The sequence below is a fragment of the Comamonas sp. BIGb0152 genome (genome assembly GCF_024809975.1).
Classification (GTDB): domain Bacteria; phylum Pseudomonadota; class Gammaproteobacteria; order Burkholderiales; family Burkholderiaceae_C; genus Comamonas.
The window spans coordinates 86,396-103,819 of record NZ_JANUDY010000002.1 but is presented as its reverse complement, the minus strand read 5'-3'; the positions used below and the strand labels follow the sequence as shown (position 1 = coordinate 103,819).

Sequence of the window (17,424 nt, the reverse complement as noted above, 5' to 3'; positions counted from 1 at the left end):
GGCCCACCACGGTGGTAGGACCCCGAGGCGCATGGCCCATGCCTGGCAAGGCATGGCTGCGCCGCGCGGTATTTTAAATGAGAATGAGTCTTGATAATCATTCTGGCCGGCAATTATTGCGGCATCCGCCAAGCAGCACCGATGGCCAGAAATCTGGGTGCAAGGCCCTAAAAATGCAAAAGAACGGCCAGCAAGGGCCGCTTCAGCCGCTGTGTCGTCATCGCCAACGGGGCAATCAGCCCCGCGCGCGCTGCAGCAGCCCCAGCGCCGCCAGCAGCGCAAAGCCGGCGCCGCAAACAAAGGTGGCCTGGTAGCCAATGGCATCCCACAGCAGCCCGGCGATCACGCTGGCCAGCAGCAAGGCCACGCCCGTGAGCAGATGGAAGATGCCAAACGCAGTGCCGCGCAGCGCGGCCGGGGCGCTGTCGGCAATCATGGCGTTGAACAGGCCTTGGCTAAAACCCATGTGCAGGCCCCACAGCGCTACCCCCAGCCCCAGGCCCAGCACACCAGGCACAAAGGCCAGCACCAGATCGGCAGCGACCAGCAAGCCCAGGCCGGCCAGCAGCACATCCTGCCGGGGCCGGCGGTCGGACAGCACCCCGGCCGGATAGGCCGACAGCGCATAGGCCAGGCCCATGACCACCAGTACCGCAGGCGCCCACATGGGCGGCAGGCCGGCCGACTGCGCGCGCAGGATCAAAAATGCCTCGCTAAAACGCGCCAGGGTGAACACCAGGCCCAGGCCGACCACCATCCAGTAAGCCCGGGGCAAGCGCTGCAGCTCGCTTTTGCGCAAGGGCAGTTGGCGCGGCCTTTGCGCCACGGGTGTTGCGGGCTCTTTCACAAAAAACACCAGAACCGCCACCGCCGCAAACGCCGGCAGCACCGCCAGCCAAAACACCAGCTGGTAGTTGTCTGCCGTCCACCACATCAAGCCGATGGCCAGCAAGGGGCCGGTAAAGGCGCCAATGGTGTCCAAGGTCTGGCGCAGGCCGTAGGCGGTGCCGCGCAAATGCGGTGGCGTCACATCGGCCACCAGCGCATCACGCGGCGCGCCGCGAATCCCTTTGCCGACCCGGTCCACAAAGCGCGCACCCACCAGCCATTCCAGCCCGCCCGCCAGCGGGAACACCGGCTTGGTCAGGGCCCCCAGGCCATAGCCCAGCACGGCCAGCAGCTTGCGCTTGCCAAAGCGGTCGCTGATCGCGCCGGAGAACACCTTGACGATGGAGGCCGTGGCCTCGGCCATGCCCTCGATCAGGCCCACCGCCAACACCGAGGTGCCCAGCACCGCCACCATATAGAGGGGCAGCAGCGCATGGACCATCTCGGATGAGATATCCATCAGCATCGAGACAAAGCCCAGCGCCCAGACACTGCGCGGCACCGCACCTGCGCCGCGCTGCAGGGCGCCCTCGGCAGCGGGATGGGGGGTGTCAGCGGTTTTCGTCATGCGCCTCATACACCCGTTGGGCGTAGGCCTCCAGCAAGGATTCGCAGTGCTGCAGGCGCTCGGCCGCAGTGACTGCCAGCGGTGCGTCGTAGAAGTCCAGCTTGCGGATCTTCTCGTACCAGGTCTGCAGTTTTTTCAGATCGGTCTCTTCCTCGTCCAGCTCGGCATAAGTGAACTTCTCGATCGCGATCTCCTTGGCAATCTCGGCCTCGAAATCCTGGCAGCGGCCCAGCAGCTCGCGGTACTGGTCGTCGCGGTCGGCCTTGAAGCGGGTGATGACCTTGTCCTCCTGCAGGCGGTCGAGCGCAATGGTCTCGAGCAGCACGCAGTCACCGTCCATGGCGGCGATGTCGTTTTCCAGCACCTTAAGACGGCGCACATGGTCATCGGTCTTGGGCAGCAGGCACACGCCGTTTTGCAGATACACGGCCCCCAGGGCCTTGAGGCGCCGCCACAGCGCCATGCGTTTGGCGGTGGGCTCGGCGGGGACCTTATAGGTCAGCAGCAACCATTTAATAGCATCCATCGATCATCAAAATTTGTGACGACCGTTTCATTTTATTCTGAATGCCTGATCCATTCCAGCGGTGGTGCAGGCGTTTTTAAAACGCGCCCCGGCACCGCCAACCCGTTGCACAGACGCAAAAAAGCCCCGCGTACGGGGCTGCGCTGCTGGCGTCCCTCTCCGTCAGGTGTCCGCCTCCGGTGCCAGAGGACAAGGGCTCACCGAGAGGCAATCGTCCTCAAACGCCGCCACGGCCTGCGCCAGTGCGGCGGTAACGCGCTGCGCCACTTCATCGCTGGCAGCGGTCTCGGCGTCCACCTTGAAGATGGCAGCCGCATCGGTGATGCCAGCCAAATAGGCCATCTTGAATAAATTGGTCTGGTCTGGAGTGACGACGGTGATTTGTAGTTCCGACAAAGACTTTGCACGGGATCTCATACGGACTCCTCTGTGGGCGTATCGCAATGAAAAATCAGGTCTGCGCGAACAGCCCTCCGACCGGCTGTACGTGTCACCCTGAAACTGGATGAAACATAACATAGCTACAGCCTCTTGTTTCATATGCACCCGCTGAGGATCTGCAATCGCGGCGATGGCTGACACTTTCCAACCAAGTCAGGAAGGGAGCATGTAAAAATTTCGCCTAACTCGCCGCGTTGGTCGATCACCTGCAGCACCGCGCTGCCCGCGCTAAAGGCAGACTCTTGGTTTATCCCTCCGGGGTGATGGTGGCGTGCGAGCGTGGTTCATAAACATGGATTCATCCGGGGCATGCCCACGGGCACCGCGATCAAGCACGATGGGTATCACTTTGACGTGGTGCTAGACCAGCGCAACACGGGCAAAGAGGTCAATGCCGAAAAGGCGTAGCCGAGCGCGCAGCGCCAGAAAATGATTGCGGCAGTAGGCTTTAAATTTGGTATTCAACGCAGGGCACACAAGGGCAAGCCGCTGAGTGAATGCCAGGAAAGACGCCAACAGCGAATTTCCAAGAGATAGGCCAAGATCGAGCAGGTGTGCGCAGGCATTTTCCACATGAAGGCAAGTTCGTACGCTTGATCGGACAGGCCCGAGCAACGGCGACCATGACGATGATGGCTGCTTGCTACATATCCAAGCGTCTAGCCCCCTTCTTGGATGAATGCGTGCGTCCCTTCTTCAAGACCCGACCCTCAAAGAACCAAGTGCGTCTGCAAGCAGGAGATTGAGCGTCAAACTGGTCAAAATGCTCTGTGTGGCTTCAACGTGCGCGGCTTAAGCAGCCGACTCACCTTCACTCATCTTGCACGAGAAATTCGAGATCGTGAGAGGTTCGCCAATCGTCAGACTAGGTCGTACAATGCAACCGAAATTGCTATTTGCTTTCGCTAGTACATTGATGAAAACAATGAAACACATGGGGCTCACCAACAAAGCCAGCTTCTACCGCTACCCAATTGCAGAGATTGACGAGCAGCAAGTTGTGATTTTTGAGCAAAGTGCACGCATACAGATCCCCACCACAAACGTGATTGAAGACCTGGCAAGCAAGGTGCTAGAGCGACCTGCGTGGGGCAGAACCCGCCACGATCCGATTTTTCGAATACCACCCGGCAAGTCTCCGCCCCCTCGTGGGCTGGCAAGAAGTCACATTCTGTGAGGCTGATCCAATCTACAAAAGCGCTGGTTGGAACGGGAAAATCCGCACGCTTCTCGGTGCGAAACAAACAGCAGTGATGTGGAGCGTGGACACCCCAGAATGGCGATCGGTACCCACAAAAATGAAAGCCCAGCTTCAAAGCATGCTGCATTGACAAAAAATCTGTAATTTCTGAAGGGGATGAGAAAATGGTGTTTTTTAAAATTCCAGGCCCAATTGGCACACGACCAGATGAGATAGCAAGGTTGACTGCAGGTAGTGGAGTATCAGGTGATAGCTTTTTCAAACACCAGGCTCCTGCTAACCCGTGGAACGGTGAGCTCCCGGATGAGCGTGAATTCCCTTCCCCCAGCCGTCAACCACTTGCTTATAAGAAGTCTCAGACTAGTGTTTCGCAGTCAGTAGAGGAGCCATGGTCTGACGACACATTGACTTGCTTCAATGTGAAGAGTGAAGAGTTCGGCAAGATGATGATGGGCTTGCGCGACGAGGCAGTGACCTATGCGCAGAATAGACGTGCTGAATTGCTGAGATGGGATGAAAAAGCTAAAGCAAGAACAATGAAATGGTTCAATAGTTCAGAACAAGAAATTCGCGATTATTTATTGCCAAGAATTGATTCTATCATTCGAGTTTTACGAGAACTAACGCCAGATAGCTTTGATTATGACACTGCTGAAAACAATGTAGATGCTGGATGTTTGCCTGGAAAGGGACTGGGGCAAGAAGGGGTTGTTGCTTCAGTATGTGCGGCAGATACAAAGCGGCACAGAATTCTAATAAACATGATATTCTTTGAGATTCCCAAAAGAGGGATGACCTACGGAACGAATACGTTCAACGGCAAAGACTCTCAACTACTATCACTAATTCACGAAGTCACTCACTTCAATGATGTAGCCGGCTCAAAAGATCCGTATTACGGAGCAGGTAATGCGTTAGCTCATGCCAAACAGCCCAAAGCTAGAATGAATGCAGATAGTTTGGCATCTTACATTCTTGGGATGGACATAACGGTGCCGTATCAAGTGGAGCATGTATGACAATAAAAATATTCAAAATACTTATTACTGGCTTATCCTGTTTAGCCTTTGCTGCTTCTGCATGCAGCCTTGGAGGGTTACAGCATACAGTCAAATTCAGTCCGAACAGCGCAGAATTAGGGGCTAAAGAGGCACGGGAACTGGTAGAGTGGTTCATTGATCGACGGAATCGCCTTGGAATAAGCTATACCTATGCTTACACCAACTCACTTAAAGATAATCAAAAAACACGTAATCTATCTGATGCTCGTTTAAAGAACATTCTTTTCTTGCTAGAACCATTGAGAAATGGCACCATTGAGATTAAATATGGCGACGCACCGCTTGAAAATTCAGCAAAAGAAGCGCAATCTTATTTTTTGAATGTTGTTAATGTTGGCATTCAACCAAAGTGCGCAGAAACCGACTCTTGCTGCGGTGGCGGCGATAGAATGTAATTATTATATATTCTATTCGTAATTTTAATTATCCTTGCACGACTGATAAGTGTTTTTTGTTTTTCCAGCAGCATCAGCTTTCGCATGCAGCTAGGCGAGTGTCATTAATATTTTTTATGAAATGGGAAAATATCTTATCGAGTACCAAACCAAAATACCTCAAGAATGGCTTACATCCTCTCTTGAGGTATTCCCTGTGGTCAGTAGCTATTGACAAGGAAGACAACGCAGCGGATCGCCCGAGACCGCGTTCAGACCACGGCAGGGAGTTTTGCAGAGGGTGCCTAGGTGTGACGTCTCAATAAGTTATTCAAGCGGACAGGTCTGGGAAACTGGAGTTACCACGCTTTCGCAACCATGCGCAGTGCGATCCACACCAGCTTTGGCGAACCCGCCGAGGTGCTGGGCTTGGGCGACCAGCCCATCCCCCAACCGGCAACAGGCGAGGTCCGTATCAAAACCTTGCTGACCCCAACCTCAACCATGACCTCTGGACCGTGCGCGGCCGCTATGGTTACAAGCCCACGCCGCCAGCGATTGGCGGCAGCGAGGCCATTGGCGTGGTGGAGGCCGTGGGGCCGGACGTTGACAGCGCCAGCAGCGGCCAGCGCGTCGCGGCCGCCGGCGTCCACGGCACCTGGGCCGAGTACTTCCTGGCGCCCGTGCCCGATGCGATTCCCGACGAGGTCGTCGCCCAGCTCATCGCCATGCCGCTCAGCGCCTTGATGCTGCTGGAGCTTCTCAACATCAAGCCGGGGCAATGGATTGCGCAGAACACCGCCAACGGCGCCGTGGGCAAAACGCTGGCCATGCTGGCCGGTGCGCGTGGCTTGCACGCGCTCAACCTGTTGCGCCGCGATGAGGCGGTGTAGGAGCTGGCGGACTTGGGTATTGCTAACGTCTTGTCCACCGCGCAAGCAGACTGGCAGCACCACACCAGCGCGCTGCTGGGCGCCAGCGGTGCCTATGCTGCGGTCGATTCGATTAGTGGCGCTGCCAGTGCCGCGCTGCTGGCCCTGCTGGGCCAAGGCGGCACCCTGGTGGCGTTTGGCACCATGGCGGGCGAGCCGATGCAAATTGATTCAGGCGCCATGATCTTCAAACAGGCCATCGTCAAAGGCTTTTGGGGCAGCAAGCTGAGTGAGGCGATGCCCGCCCAAGAAAAACGGCACCTGATCGGCGAGCTGATCCAGCGCGTTCTGGGTGCGGAGCTGAAGCTGCCGACCGAGGCCATCTACGACCTGGGCGATGCTGCCCAAGCCGCAACGGCCAGCCTGCAATCGGGCCGCAAGCGCAAGGTGTTGCTCAAGCCTTGAACGGCACTTCTTAGAAAGCTACGCGTTCAGGTGACCGGCACCACCGTCACAAACGGATGGTTGCCAAATGCCTGCACTGCGTGGCTACCGGGTGCTGCGTCGGTGATCAGGGTCCAGGGGCGGTGGATGGGCGACCAGTTCATCTGTGATTTGCGGCCCAGCTTCTCGGCGGTGGCGAGCATGTAGACCTCGCGCGTGCGGCGGAACAGCTTTTCCTTGAACCAGGCCTGCTCGATCGAGCCTTCGCACACCCCGAATTCCGCGTCGATGCCGTCGGCGCTGGAGAACACCTTGTCAAAGGTGAGGCGTTCGAGCGCCATGTCGGCCAGCGGGCCGTAAACGCTCATGCTGCCGGGGCGCAGGTCGCCACCGAGCAGGGTCACGCGCAGGTCGCGTGCGCTCAGCGTGTTGAGCGCCAGCAGGCTGTTGGTGATGATGCGCAGCGAATCGTCCTTGGGCAGGTGGCGGGCCAGCGCATCGGTGGTGGTGCCGCCGTCGATAAAGATGGTGTCGCCCGGCTCGATAAAGCGCAAGGCCTGGCGGGCAATGGCCGCCTTGCCTTCGCCGTCGTGCACCTTGCGCAGCTCCAGCGATTCCTCGGGCTCATGGCGGATGGGTGCAGCCACGGCGCCGCCGTACACGCGCAGCAGGCGGCCATCTTGCTGCAGCGCCTGCAGGTCACGGCGCACGGTGGCTTCGGAGATGTCAAACCGCGCGCACAGCGCAGCCACATCGGTCATGCCCGAATGCACGGCCTGGAGAATAGACGCTCTGCGGTTGGTGACCTTCATGGGATGCGTGGCTGGCTACAGCGCAATAGCGATAACGGGTAGGAGCTTAACCGAGTCAGCGATCCCTCAACCCGAAATACCGTGGGCTGCCAGGATGTCGCGCATCTGCGCCTCCTGCTCGGCGCTGATGCGCACGGGGTATTTGCTGTTGCCCACGTTGTAGCCCAGCAGCTGCACCGCGCGCTTGACGGCCGCCGGCGCAAAGCAGACCTTGTAGAGCGTCTCGCGCAGGCTGGTGACGGTCTCTTGCTGCTGGCGCGAACCCTCGATGTCGCCGGCTGCAAAGCGCGTCCAGATGGCATTGATCTCACGCGGCGCGGCATTGGCCAGGCCCGATACTGCGCCGACGCAGCCTTCGACAAAGCCTTGGTGGATCAAGCTGTCCGGCCCATTGAACACCACAAAATCCGGCACCTCCTTCGCCACTTTCAAAAAGCCGCTGAGGCTTTCATGGCTGCCCGCGCTGTCCTTGATGCCGGCGATATTGGGGTGCGCGGCCAGGCGCTTGGCGGTCTCGGGTGCGATGGTGTTGCCGGTGCGCGCGGGAATGTTGTAGAGGTAGACGGGCACCTCCAGCGCATCGGCAATGGCGCTGAAATGCCAGTGCAGCTCATCTTGCGACAGCGGCACAAACCAGGGCGTGATGGCGGCCACCGCATCCACACCCAGGCGGGCGATGTCGCGGCCTGCGCGAATGCATTCGGCGGTGGACACTTCGCCCACATGGCCCACCACGCTGGCGCGCCCAGCGACTTGCTCCATCGCTACCTCGGCCACGCGGCGCTTCTCGCCCTCGGTCAGCGCAAAGAATTCGCCATTCGTGCCGCCACAAAAGATGCCGTTGCCCGCGTTCACCTGGCGATCGATCTGCTCGCGGAACGGCGCCTCTGCAAACCGGTCCTGCGCGTCCATGGGGGTGATGATGGCCGTCAGGATGCCTTGGAGTTTTTGCTTGTTTGCCATGGGGTTGTCTCAGTTAAACAGCTTCAGGTAGACCTTTTCGATATCGGCGCCCGTGACGGGCCCCGGCACGTTCTTGATGAGGCGCTGCACATCAAGCGCGGCCTTCACCAGCTCAGGCAGGTGGTCGCGGCCAATGCCCAGTTCTTGCAGGCTGGCCGGCAGACGCAGGCGTTGGACCAGCTCCGCAAAGTAGGCGACCAGCGCATGGGATTTGGCTTCGTCGTCCAGCGCCAGATCGGCACCGGGCACCAGCTCATAAGCGCGCGCCAGCTTGGCGACGCACAGCGGGCGCAGCCATTCAAAGCATGGCGCGAGCAAGATGGCATTGGCGACGCCATGCGGAATGTGGTACTTGCCGCCCAGCGGGTAGGACATGGCATGCACCAGGTGCGTGCCCGCATGCGCTATGCAGGCGCCGCCGTAGTACGAGGCCCAAAGCATGTTGAGCTTGGCTTCGAGGTTGTCCGGCTCGGCCACCGACTGCTCAAGGCTCTCGAACAGCTTTTTCATGCCGATGACCGCGTAGTTGTCGGCGACCGGGTTGGCAATGCTGGCGGTAAAGCACTCGATCAGGTGGCAAAGCGCATCCACACCGGTGGAGGCCGCAATCTTCTGCGGCATGGTCACCGTCAGCTCAGGCACCAGCGCCACATAGTCGGGCAGCAGTACGGGCGAGATGATGCCTTGCTTGGTTTCCCGCGCGGGGATGGCCAAGATGGCATTGGGCGTGGCCTCCGAGCCGGTGCCTGCCGTTGTCGGCACCATCAGCGCCTTGACCCGGTGCGTGACCTTGCTGCCGCCCAGCAGCGCTGCAAGCGTGGGCGATTGCGGATGCGCCAGCGCCGAGAGCAGCTTGGCCACATCCAGCACGCTGCCGCCGCCCACCCCGACGACAAAGTCCACGCCACGAAGATCGCGCGCTTGCAGGATGCCCTCCACATCGGCATCCGATGGCTCCGGCGGCACATCGTCGATCACCAGCACCTCGGTGGCCGCGCGCCGCAGCTGGTGCAGCAGCGCCTGCACGCCGGCGATGCCGATGATGTTCTTGTCGCTGACAAACAGCAGCTTGTGCTTGCCGCTGACCAGATACGCGATGTCGTCCAGGACTCTATGGCCGCTCAGAACGGTGCTATGGATGTGCATGTTTTTTGTCTCCTTGGCTTTTTTAGCGGCGGGTAGCCAGCTCTGCGCCCTGGCGCAGCGCTTCCAGCAGGCTGCGCTCATCGGCGATGCCCTTGCCCGCAATGTCAAACGCGGTGCCGTGGTCGACCGAGGTACGGATCACATCCAGGCCCACGGTAATGTTCACGCCCGCCTCCAGGCCCAGCACCTTGACGGGGCCATGGCCCTGGTCGTGGTACATGGCAACCACCAGGTCAAAATCACCGCGCCCGGCACGGAAGAACAGCGTGTCCGCCGGCAGCGGGCCTTCAATGTCCATGCCCTTGTCGCGCAGTTTGAGGACAGCGGGGATGATCTTCTCCTCTTCCTCGCCATAGCCGAACAGGCCGTTCTCGCCGGCATGCGGGTTGATGCCGCATACCGCTATGCGCGGGTTGGCGATATTCGCCTTGCGCAAAGTGTCGTAGCCGCGCTGGATGGTGCGCTCGACCAGGCCGGGCTCGATCTTGCGGATGGCGTCGAGCAAGCCGATGTGCGTGGTCACATGGATCACCCGCAGGTTGGGCGCCACCAGCATCATCGACACCTCCTCCACCCCCGTGAGGTGTGCCAGCATCTCTGTGTGGCCCGGGAACTTGTGGCCGCCTGCATGCAGCGCTTCCTTGTTCAGCGGCGCGGTGCAGATGGCATCGATCTGCCTGGCCTTGGCCAGCTCCACCGCGCGCTCGATAAAGCGGAATGCGGCGTCTCCGGCAACCGGCGAGAGCTTGCCAAACGGCAAATCCTCCGGAATCAGCTGCAGATCAATGCAGTCAATCACACCGCGCTCAAACTTGGCTTCCGCGATATCGGCAATCGCCCGCACGCGCACACCGGTGCCCAGCAGCGCATTGGCTTGTTCCAGCCGCCTTGCATCTCCCACCACCATGGCTTGCGCCATCTGGTACAGGCTGTCGTTGGCAAAGCTCTTGACAATGATTTCCGGGCCCACGCCTGCTGCGTCTCCCATGGTGATTCCGATGACGGGCAGAGTGTTGCTCATCTTTGCTTGCTTTCTGTAGGGAGTAGGTCGGTGCTGAGGCCGCTGTCTGCGGCTGCCAGCAATGAATGGATTGCGGCGCTTGCGCGGTGCAGCGATGCGGCATGGCCAAAGGCGCCGGCCTTGGTGGCAATCCACTGCCGCTGGGCGGGGTGGCAGGCTTCATGAGCGTCGCTAATGCACAGCACCACGCCGGGCTCGCTTTCTGAATGCACACGCAGGCTGCGCAGTTGGAGCTCTTCGAGCACGGCCCGGGCCGTCTCACCACCGGTGATGACCAGCCCTGCGGCGGCTGCCAGGGGCTCGCGCAGAAAGCGCGCCAGCTGCCGCGCCAGCATGGGCCCCTCGGCCGGGTCTGGATGCGCGTCCACGCCCAGGCTGATAACGACATCCAGGCCCTGCGCCACCTCGCGGCACACCGTTTGCTGCAGGGCCTGGCGCTCAGGCGTCTGTTCATCGCTGCGCAACCAAGCGGGCGCAATCCCATGCAGCCGGGTCCGTGGCTGCTCTGCCAAATACGCGAGCTGCTGATGCGCGATGGCGGACATGCTGCCGACAACGGTGACTACGCTGGGCAAGCGCCCTGCAGCCTGGGGCAAGTCAAAAGCTGCAACTGGTGCTGGCGACTGCCGCACCCGCTGCGCCAGCGCATGGGACAGCCCCGCAGAGCAGACGCAAAATGCCTGGTCAATTTGCAAGCTGGCCTGGGCCAGCGTCTGCAGATGGCCGTCATGGAGCACATCAAAGACCAGCGCCTGCACGCCGCGATCTTGCGCTTGGGCAATGGTGAGTGCGACAGCCTCTGCGCCCGCATCGAGCACGCTGGCCGGCAGGTTTTCACAACGGAGTCCGACTGCCTGCAATTGCTGCTCCGCTCGGTCATCTTGGCCCGCATGCTCCAGCCGCCAGGTATCGGTATCGGCCAGGCGCACACCATGCACATGCACAACGCCACCCTGCATGGTGCGGCCCATCTGCGGAAACGCAGGCGCTACCAGCGCAATCGCATTCAGCGCAGCTTGTAGCACCGCGACTTCCTGCGCCCAGCCGCCCCGCAAGGTGGAATCGATTTTCTTGAGCACCCGGCGACCATGGGACGTCGGCGCTGCCAGCAGCGCCTGCAGCTTGGCAGCGGCCACCTCTGCCGTATCGCGCCGGCTGTTGGTGTCGACGGTGAGCACATCCACATCGCGCCGGGCACTGCCACTGGCCTGCGCGTCCAGCACCACGCTGGTGGAAAGACCGGCGCTCGCAAAGCCCGCAGCACAGTCGGCTGCGCCGGAGAGGTCGTCAGCGATGACAAGGTAAGGCGGGAGAGAACGGGGACGCATGCAGGGCTTTCGGGCGACTCAGTCACAGAGCTGCGCCTATAAATTGATTGATTCAATCATAATTCATTCCAATTTATAAAAAACAAGGGTTAACCCTGTTTATATGCTAGAAATAATGATCGAATTGATCGTTTATAACGATAAACCCTGTCCAAACTCGTGCAGCAAGCGCATGTCTTCATCGATTCCCCGGCCACAAATCTGCAGCAGGCTGCCTGCACCATCCTGGGGAAAGTCCTGATTGGAGACTTTTATAAAAAGAGTTCTGATCGAGTCGTTCAAAAAATTATCAATTTTGATTGTTTTGATCAAATAACGACCCACAGCGCTTGCGCCCTGCTGCGTCGAGCGCCTATGCATCCATACCAACAAACAGCCATTCAGGAGACATACATGTTCGCTTCCCGACCATCCCCTGCCCTCGCACGGCGCCGCCTACTCCTTGCCAGCAGCCTGCTGCTGGGCCTCGCCCCGCTGGCGGGCCAGGCGGCAGATGCTGCATTCCCCAGCAAACCCATCACCTTGATCGTGCCCTACCCGGCAGGCGGCGCCAACGATGCCGTGGGCCGCATCGTGGGGCAGAAGATGGGGGAGATCCTCAAGCAGTCCGTCATCGTTGACAACCGCGCCGGCGCAGGCACCACCATCGGCACCGCGCTCGCGGCCAAGGCCCCGGCCGACGGCTACACCTTGGTGCTGGGCTCGCTCTCCAGCCATGCGATCAGCCCGCACCTGTACCGCCAGCCCGGCTATGACGCGATCAAGGACTTTGCGCCCGTCGGCATGATCGGCGAGGCCCCCATCGTGCTCGAAGTGGCCACCGACTCCCCTTTCAAGGACGTCAAGCAGATCGTTGAGCAGGCCAAAAAGAAACCCGCAACGCTCACCTATGGCTCCGCAGGCAACGGCTCGCCACTGCACCTGAGTGCGGAGCTCTTCAAGCGCGCAGCCAACGTGGACATGACCCATGTCCCCTACAAGGGCGGCAATGCGCACACCATGGACCTGATGGGTGGCCGCATCGACATGATCTTCGACACCCTCACCAGTGCCACGCCACTGATCACATCGGGCAAGGTACGCCCCCTGGCCGTGGCCAGCACCGAACGCCTGCCCGAGCTGCCCAATGTGCCCACCTTTGCCGAAAGCGGCTACCCCAACTTTGTGGTGAACGCCTGGTACGCCCTGTACGCCCCCGCCAAAACCAGCCCTGAGGTGGTCGCCAAACTGAACCGGGTGCTGCAAGAAGCCCTGAACGAGGCCGATGCCAAAGAACGCCTGACCAAGCTCGGCGTGCGCAGCAAAGCCAGCACGCCCGACGACCTGGGCAAGTTCACCAAGGCCGAGCTGGACCGTTATGGCTCGGTCATCAGCGCTATTGGGCTGAAGATTGATTGATTCTTGGCGTGGAGGTGCGCGGAGCCAGTCTGCGTGACTGGCTCCGCGCCATCTGGGCGGCTATCCATCACCGTTGGGCCTGCTGTCCCATATGCTCAGCGTGAAGTGGGTGGTTTCGCTGCGGCTTGATCTACCCGAGCTGCGCATGCGCAGTCCATCCCCGGACAGCTGCGCAGCCAAGCCTTGGGGCCAGCTGCCAGGCAGCTGGCCGAAAGTGCGCGATCTGCACTCGACCTGAGGCTTACGGCCGGCAGCTGTTATCCGCTACGGACTTGTGAGCGATGGCTTCAGGTTAAGCGCTGACATAAGCGCTTCAACATCGAATGTCGGCGGCCATCAACCGCTGAACTTGACGGTCTGTGGCTGCCATCTCCAAGAATCGGCATTCAAGGATTTCCGCAGCCCTTGTCGGCGACCACCCCGACCCCGCCCTGTTGACGACGAGTCACCGTGCATTCAGGCAAAATCCAGAGGATTGGGGCAGCCTGGCGTCAGGTCTGCCGGGAAGCCCACCTTGAAGAATGGAACAACATCAAATGGCACTGACGAAAAAGGGCGAGTTCATGTACGGGACGACGTCTGGCGACACCCAAGCCGAGCTGCGCAGCTACAGCGTTGCGAATGGCCATGAGGCCGTCCGGTTTGCCTCGTCCAAATGCGATTGCGAGTGCCGGACTTTTGCGCTGCAGTCCGATGAAGAAGCCGGCGTGGCAATCCGCACCTGCACCGACTGCGGGCAGGAACACCTGATGGGCGACAGCGCGGACTACATTGAACAGGCCAACCCCGACGGGCACGTGTGCGTGTGCGAGAACGAGGTGTTCGAGCTGGTGTCCGGCGTCTCCGTGTACAAGGGCACACATGATGTGCGCTGGTACTACATCGCTTGCCACTGCGTGGAATGCAATCTGGTTGGGGTCTTCGCAGACTGGAAGTGTGAAGCCGGTGATGCGGCGGCCTTCCTCGCCAAGGTTTGAGCGCGCGCCCCGCAGAGATCCTAGTCGCAGGCTCGAGCGGACTAGGAGTGTCATGAGGTGGTCGGAGGACTTGGCTGTATGAATGACGGCAATCGCTGCGCAGCTGACTTCCAAGAAAACGATGTCCGTTCAAGGCTGATTGCAGTCGGTCAACCTAACAGACTCAATGACTCAAGCCACCAAAAGCTGTCTTCGCAGTGAATCTGCTTTGCACGTCTGCTCTACAACCGAAAGCAGGCTTCTGAACTGGATCCTGACCGAAGGACCGCCTTCAAGAAATCTGAAATGGTGCTATCGACCCGCTGCTGTGATTCACACCTTTGATAGCAATGTCTGCTGCACAGCGGTTGCTGCCACCCATGGTCTCATCGCGCGAGTTCGATCACAACCGCATAGCCGTCATCCGCGCACCGATGTTCGAGTCGACCCTGTAACGGCTTTCAGGGCAGCAGTTGATGCTGACCATCAGGCAGTCCAAGTGACTCTGCTAGATGTCCGCTATCGCCGTGCGTGAATAGGCGCTACCGACGCCAAGCGCAAGTCCAGCTGTGCGGAAAGCCGACGGTTGGCGATGACGCCTCGTCAAAGCTCTTGCCGCATCCATTCCGAGAAGGCCCGCAGGCGCTCAACGAAGTCAGCGGCAACTACCTGCGGCCGTCCGCTCTGTGATGACGCAGCGAACAAACGGAAAAACGCTGTCTCCTGTTCCATCTGCGGATATGCGTCTATAAACAAGGCAGGGTGGTCTTCCAGTGATTGCGGCCAAGAGCTGGATACGTCGGGCCGAAGCACGTTGGTCGCACGAATCCGCTTTCTGGAGGCCTCTCTTGCTAGGCGGGCGATAACGGCCGAGTCGGACTCCGTACTGATGCGCCGCGCGTACCCGCCCAGCACTTCGTAGAAGTCTCCGTTTACGGCGTCGAAGTCGACCTTCAAGACCTCAGAATGGCGGGTCTCCAGCGCCTTCCGTGCGGCATCAATGTCTATGTCGTCTTGCAAGACGGGTTTGCCAGAAAGCACTAGTACTACGTCCAGATCCGAGCGCCCCAGTACCGCTTCGCTGCGCGCCACACTCCCATAAAGATAGGCGCTGTCGACTCGCTGCCCAAGGGGGCAACAGAGCATGCTGCGAAGGTCATCAACCACCGCAAGAAAGGTCGACTGATTGGGACCTGTCGGAATCATGCAGATATAGCCGTTTAACTCGACGCCGATTTTTGCGACCAACGTTTGCTCACGCATGCGTGTTTCTCCTGAATTCGAGCGATTGCGTCGATCGGTTGAATTCACAGTCTGAACGCGGTCTCGGGCGATCCGCCGCGTTGTCTTCCTTGTCAATAGCTCGCTATTGACTGCAAAAGACGCCTTGCGCCTCATCCCGATCTGCGTCCATCCCGCTTGGCGAGGGTTTTGCAGAGCGTCCCTAGCAAGTCATCGAGCAGGGGCAGCAGGGCACTGCGAAGATTTACCACCGCAATCTCTTGCGCAGGCGTGAGCTGCGTTTGTAACTGATGAGCGGTACGAGAGCGGTCTTTTACGCTTCTGCACTTCTTCCATTTGAAAATCAACATAAAAATAGCATGTTGATATCCATCTGAATAAAAGGCGCTGTAAGTTATGAATGGCTTGCGAATGAGTGTCAGCAGCTTGCATATACATGGTGACAATATATGCGATGTTTTCGGACAATACGGGAACCAAATAATGCCTAAAACGTCCAAGCGTGTTGTATTTAATACTAGAATGGACTGTAATTTATCTATATGATTTTTTGTTTTTCTATTAAATTAAATTAAATTGAATTCAAGATGAAATTACGTATATTTCAATTACCCTTGCGTTTATGCATCCATCCACATCCGAAAATTCCCAGTATGATGGTTATCATGATGACCCCCCACTGGCTTAGACTAGGTACGGGTGTTGGGGCGACAGTGGCAGCGAAAGGGGCCGGCTTTACGGTTACGTTGGCTGTTGATGATGCGCATGCAATTGGAGAACTTCTATCACAGATTTTATAGCCTAATTCATATTCTCCCGCCTTAGTGGACGCCGATACCAGTACCGCACCGGTAATTTCATCTAGTGAGAAGCCTTTGGGCCATAAACCTTCCATTGACACTTCCGCATTGCCACCTATGCCAATTTTGGCTTTCGCCCCATTAATGCTATTGTTAGCAGCAATGTTTGAAATCGCTGAAGATGCGACTCCAGAGACTGCTTCTCCTGAGTTGTTGTTTATATCAATGGTGGACCAATTAGCTGGGGATAAATTAAGAAATGATATCTCTGGCGAGAAATCGCTAATACAGCGATCGTCTACTCCAGGGCTATCTGCTTTGCAGACTCCGTTAGCCATGATGTATTCTCCTGAATCATTCACGGGATTTTCCGGAGTTGAAAGTATCAATAGCGCATCCATGCGCTCGCCTACTTTGAAGGGTCGGGTTTGAGAGATAGGCCAAAATATGCTCGAGGCAATATTTCCGAGGCCATCGGTTATAACCGTTGAACCAGTGATATTTGGCCCAGCAAGCTCCAGCCGAGCAGTAAGAGTACTGTTGCTGGAGGTGTAGTTTATTAGCCCATCAGAAAAACTCCAGTCTTTAATCAAATTTAATCCGTCAGGGCCGATATCTGTAAATGACAGCAAATTTGATGGAAGCGGACTGCTGGTGGTGAATCGTCCTATCACGCGCATGGATGAAGTATATGGAGCGGGCACCTTTGTAATGCGCATAGAGTCGTAAGAACTATTAATAACCTCCTCTCGATTAGCTTCGCGAACGGATGTAAATGGTTGACCAACATACACATATGTAGTTTCAGCCGGTGCGTTCGAGCTGATAAAAAGAGTTGCAATTACGGCAAGTGTACCTTTTATATTGACACGAAGACCATTAAATAAATTTACTGGAATTAATTTCATAATCTCTCTATTTGAGAATGACATTTTGAATTTTACAAAAGCCTTTAGCTTTATTGAATTACTAGATCTGTATAAATACACTATATTTGATTTGATTGCTTGAGATTTGATGTCGTGAATTAGCGCATACTGCTTCTCCTTTCTGCTCATTGAATTCTATTGCTTTTTCACATGCTGAGATTTTCTGAATCCCATAGATATTGGCAATATCATGCAGATGATAATTTATTAATATTCCAAATTTGATATTGGGAGGGATTTGAATGCTAATATAATTGACTTAGTTTTGTCTAGCTTCTATTCTGCACTACGTAGGTGCAGCGCCTACTCAATAGGCTGTACATGCTTTTTTATCATCGCATCAACACACCAGTCATACCTATTAATTTCACCCTCTGAGCGCTGCATCATTGAATAATATCGATTGATTTTCTAAGCTCCTGTATTTAATAACCGTTAACCATCCAACACGCAA

At 57.7% G+C, this 17,424-nt stretch carries 17 protein-coding genes; 7 read left to right on the top strand and 10 right to left on the bottom strand.

Translation table 11 applies throughout. The features are described 5' to 3' along the window. Positions 1 to 235: 235 nt before the first annotated feature. The 3 genes from M2375_RS03910 to M2375_RS03900 all read right to left on the bottom strand — a co-directional run bounded on the left by M2375_RS03910 (position 236) and on the right by M2375_RS03900 (position 2,399). The gene (locus M2375_RS03910; RefSeq protein WP_259164085.1) at positions 236 to 1,456 is read right to left on the bottom strand and encodes an MFS transporter; all 1,221 of its coding nucleotides are present in this window, start codon (positions 1,454 to 1,456) and stop codon (positions 236 to 238) included. Then, entirely contained in the window at positions 1,440 to 1,982 is a 543-nt protein-coding gene (locus M2375_RS03905; protein WP_259164084.1) for a Chromate resistance protein ChrB, read from the bottom strand. Before M2375_RS03905 ends, M2375_RS03910 begins: the two co-directional genes overlap by 17 nt. A 162-nt stretch (positions 1,983 to 2,144) precedes the next feature. Beyond that, the gene (locus M2375_RS03900) at positions 2,145 to 2,399 is read right to left on the bottom strand and encodes a hypothetical protein (RefSeq protein WP_259164083.1); all 255 of its coding nucleotides are present in this window, start codon (positions 2,397 to 2,399) and stop codon (positions 2,145 to 2,147) included. Positions 2,400 to 3,339: 940 nt separating this feature from the next. Here M2375_RS03900 and M2375_RS03895 point away from each other — a divergent pair. From M2375_RS03895 to M2375_RS03875, 5 genes are all read left to right on the top strand, one after another. Continuing rightward, on the top strand, positions 3,340 to 3,600 hold the full coding sequence (locus M2375_RS03895) for a hypothetical protein (protein ID WP_259164082.1): 261 nt from the start codon (positions 3,340 to 3,342) through the stop codon (positions 3,598 to 3,600). Positions 3,601 to 3,788: 188 nt separating this feature from the next. Then, positions 3,789 to 4,643, top strand: a complete 855-nt coding sequence (locus M2375_RS03890; RefSeq protein WP_259164081.1) for a M35 family metallo-endopeptidase — start codon at positions 3,789 to 3,791, stop codon at positions 4,641 to 4,643. After that, the gene (locus tag M2375_RS03885; protein ID WP_259164080.1) at positions 4,640 to 5,080 is read left to right on the top strand and encodes a hypothetical protein; all 441 of its coding nucleotides are present in this window, start codon (positions 4,640 to 4,642) and stop codon (positions 5,078 to 5,080) included. The genes M2375_RS03890 and M2375_RS03885 overlap by 4 nt, the downstream gene beginning before the upstream one ends. 497 nt (positions 5,081 to 5,577) lie before the next feature. After that, entirely contained in the window at positions 5,578 to 5,952 is a 375-nt protein-coding gene (locus M2375_RS03880; RefSeq protein WP_259164078.1) for an alcohol dehydrogenase catalytic domain-containing protein, read from the top strand. Positions 5,953 to 5,964: 12 nt separating this feature from the next. After that, positions 5,965 to 6,396: a zinc-binding dehydrogenase gene (locus tag M2375_RS03875; RefSeq protein WP_259164076.1), complete on the top strand. Its 432-nt coding sequence runs from the start codon at positions 5,965 to 5,967 to the stop codon at positions 6,394 to 6,396. Between the two features lie 26 nt (positions 6,397 to 6,422). On the opposite strand, the gene M2375_RS03870 is transcribed toward M2375_RS03875, so the two are convergent. The 5 genes from M2375_RS03870 to M2375_RS03850 form a co-directional block, all read right to left on the bottom strand. Further along, complete coding sequence (locus tag M2375_RS03870; protein ID WP_259164075.1) at positions 6,423 to 7,187, bottom strand: DeoR/GlpR family DNA-binding transcription regulator; 765 nt, start codon at positions 7,185 to 7,187, stop codon at positions 6,423 to 6,425. Positions 7,188 to 7,253: 66 nt separating this feature from the next. Continuing rightward, positions 7,254 to 8,150: a dihydrodipicolinate synthase family protein gene (locus M2375_RS03865; RefSeq protein ID WP_259164074.1), complete on the bottom strand. Its 897-nt coding sequence runs from the start codon at positions 8,148 to 8,150 to the stop codon at positions 7,254 to 7,256. Between the two features lie 9 nt (positions 8,151 to 8,159). Next, positions 8,160 to 9,296, bottom strand: a complete 1,137-nt coding sequence (locus tag M2375_RS03860) for an iron-containing alcohol dehydrogenase (RefSeq protein ID WP_259164073.1) — start codon at positions 9,294 to 9,296, stop codon at positions 8,160 to 8,162. A gap of 22 nt (positions 9,297 to 9,318) precedes the next feature. Beyond that, entirely contained in the window at positions 9,319 to 10,317 is a 999-nt protein-coding gene (gene pdxA / locus M2375_RS03855) for a 4-hydroxythreonine-4-phosphate dehydrogenase PdxA (RefSeq protein WP_259164071.1), read from the bottom strand. Beyond that, positions 10,314 to 11,645, bottom strand: coding sequence for a four-carbon acid sugar kinase family protein (locus M2375_RS03850; RefSeq protein ID WP_259164069.1), 1,332 nt, complete (start codon positions 11,643 to 11,645; stop codon positions 10,314 to 10,316). Before M2375_RS03850 ends, pdxA begins: the two co-directional genes overlap by 4 nt. Before the next feature lie 393 nt (positions 11,646 to 12,038). On the opposite strand from M2375_RS03850, the gene M2375_RS03845 reads away from it, so the two are divergent. Together M2375_RS03845 and M2375_RS03840 are read left to right on the top strand one after the other, a co-directional pair. Then, the gene (locus M2375_RS03845) at positions 12,039 to 13,043 is read left to right on the top strand and encodes a tripartite tricarboxylate transporter substrate binding protein (RefSeq protein ID WP_259164065.1); all 1,005 of its coding nucleotides are present in this window, start codon (positions 12,039 to 12,041) and stop codon (positions 13,041 to 13,043) included. 536 nt (positions 13,044 to 13,579) lie between these two features. Beyond that, on the top strand, positions 13,580 to 14,020 hold the full coding sequence (locus M2375_RS03840; RefSeq protein WP_259164064.1) for a hypothetical protein: 441 nt from the start codon (positions 13,580 to 13,582) through the stop codon (positions 14,018 to 14,020). 582 nt (positions 14,021 to 14,602) lie between these two features. Here the strand turns inward: M2375_RS03840 and M2375_RS03835 are convergent. Together M2375_RS03835 and M2375_RS03825 are read right to left on the bottom strand one after the other, a co-directional pair. Further along, the gene (locus M2375_RS03835; RefSeq protein ID WP_259164063.1) at positions 14,603 to 15,262 is read right to left on the bottom strand and encodes a nucleotidyltransferase domain-containing protein; all 660 of its coding nucleotides are present in this window, start codon (positions 15,260 to 15,262) and stop codon (positions 14,603 to 14,605) included. A gap of 583 nt (positions 15,263 to 15,845) precedes the next feature. Continuing rightward, the gene (locus M2375_RS03825; protein WP_259164062.1) at positions 15,846 to 17,099 is read right to left on the bottom strand and encodes a hypothetical protein; all 1,254 of its coding nucleotides are present in this window, start codon (positions 17,097 to 17,099) and stop codon (positions 15,846 to 15,848) included. Positions 17,100 to 17,424: the final 325 nt, after the last annotated feature.

What these genes read in the sequence shown, in the direction of transcription:
- M2375_RS03910 (WP_259164085.1), bottom strand. Translation starts at nt 1,456, where the DNA reads ATGACGAAAACCGCTGACACCCCCCATCCCGCTGCCGAGGGCGCCCTG.
- M2375_RS03905 (WP_259164084.1), bottom strand. Translation starts at nt 1,982, where the DNA reads ATGGATGCTATTAAATGGTTGCTGCTGACCTATAAGGTCCCCGCCGAG.
- M2375_RS03900 (WP_259164083.1), bottom strand. Translation starts at nt 2,399, where the DNA reads ATGAGATCCCGTGCAAAGTCTTTGTCGGAACTACAAATCACCGTCGTC.
- M2375_RS03895 (WP_259164082.1), top strand. Translation starts at nt 3,340, where the DNA reads ATGAAAACAATGAAACACATGGGGCTCACCAACAAAGCCAGCTTCTAC.
- M2375_RS03890 (WP_259164081.1), top strand. Translation starts at nt 3,789, where the DNA reads ATGGTGTTTTTTAAAATTCCAGGCCCAATTGGCACACGACCAGATGAG.
- M2375_RS03885 (WP_259164080.1), top strand. Translation starts at nt 4,640, where the DNA reads ATGACAATAAAAATATTCAAAATACTTATTACTGGCTTATCCTGTTTA.
- M2375_RS03870 (WP_259164075.1), bottom strand. Translation starts at nt 7,187, where the DNA reads ATGAAGGTCACCAACCGCAGAGCGTCTATTCTCCAGGCCGTGCATTCG.
- M2375_RS03865 (WP_259164074.1), bottom strand. Translation starts at nt 8,150, where the DNA reads ATGGCAAACAAGCAAAAACTCCAAGGCATCCTGACGGCCATCATCACC.
- M2375_RS03860 (WP_259164073.1), bottom strand. Translation starts at nt 9,296, where the DNA reads ATGCACATCCATAGCACCGTTCTGAGCGGCCATAGAGTCCTGGACGAC.
- pdxA (WP_259164071.1), bottom strand. Translation starts at nt 10,317, where the DNA reads ATGAGCAACACTCTGCCCGTCATCGGAATCACCATGGGAGACGCAGCA.
- M2375_RS03850 (WP_259164069.1), bottom strand. Translation starts at nt 11,645, where the DNA reads ATGCGTCCCCGTTCTCTCCCGCCTTACCTTGTCATCGCTGACGACCTC.
- M2375_RS03845 (WP_259164065.1), top strand. Translation starts at nt 12,039, where the DNA reads ATGTTCGCTTCCCGACCATCCCCTGCCCTCGCACGGCGCCGCCTACTC.
- M2375_RS03840 (WP_259164064.1), top strand. Translation starts at nt 13,580, where the DNA reads ATGGCACTGACGAAAAAGGGCGAGTTCATGTACGGGACGACGTCTGGC.
- M2375_RS03835 (WP_259164063.1), bottom strand. Translation starts at nt 15,262, where the DNA reads ATGCGTGAGCAAACGTTGGTCGCAAAAATCGGCGTCGAGTTAAACGGC.
- M2375_RS03825 (WP_259164062.1), bottom strand. Translation starts at nt 17,099, where the DNA reads ATGAGCAGAAAGGAGAAGCAGTATGCGCTAATTCACGACATCAAATCT.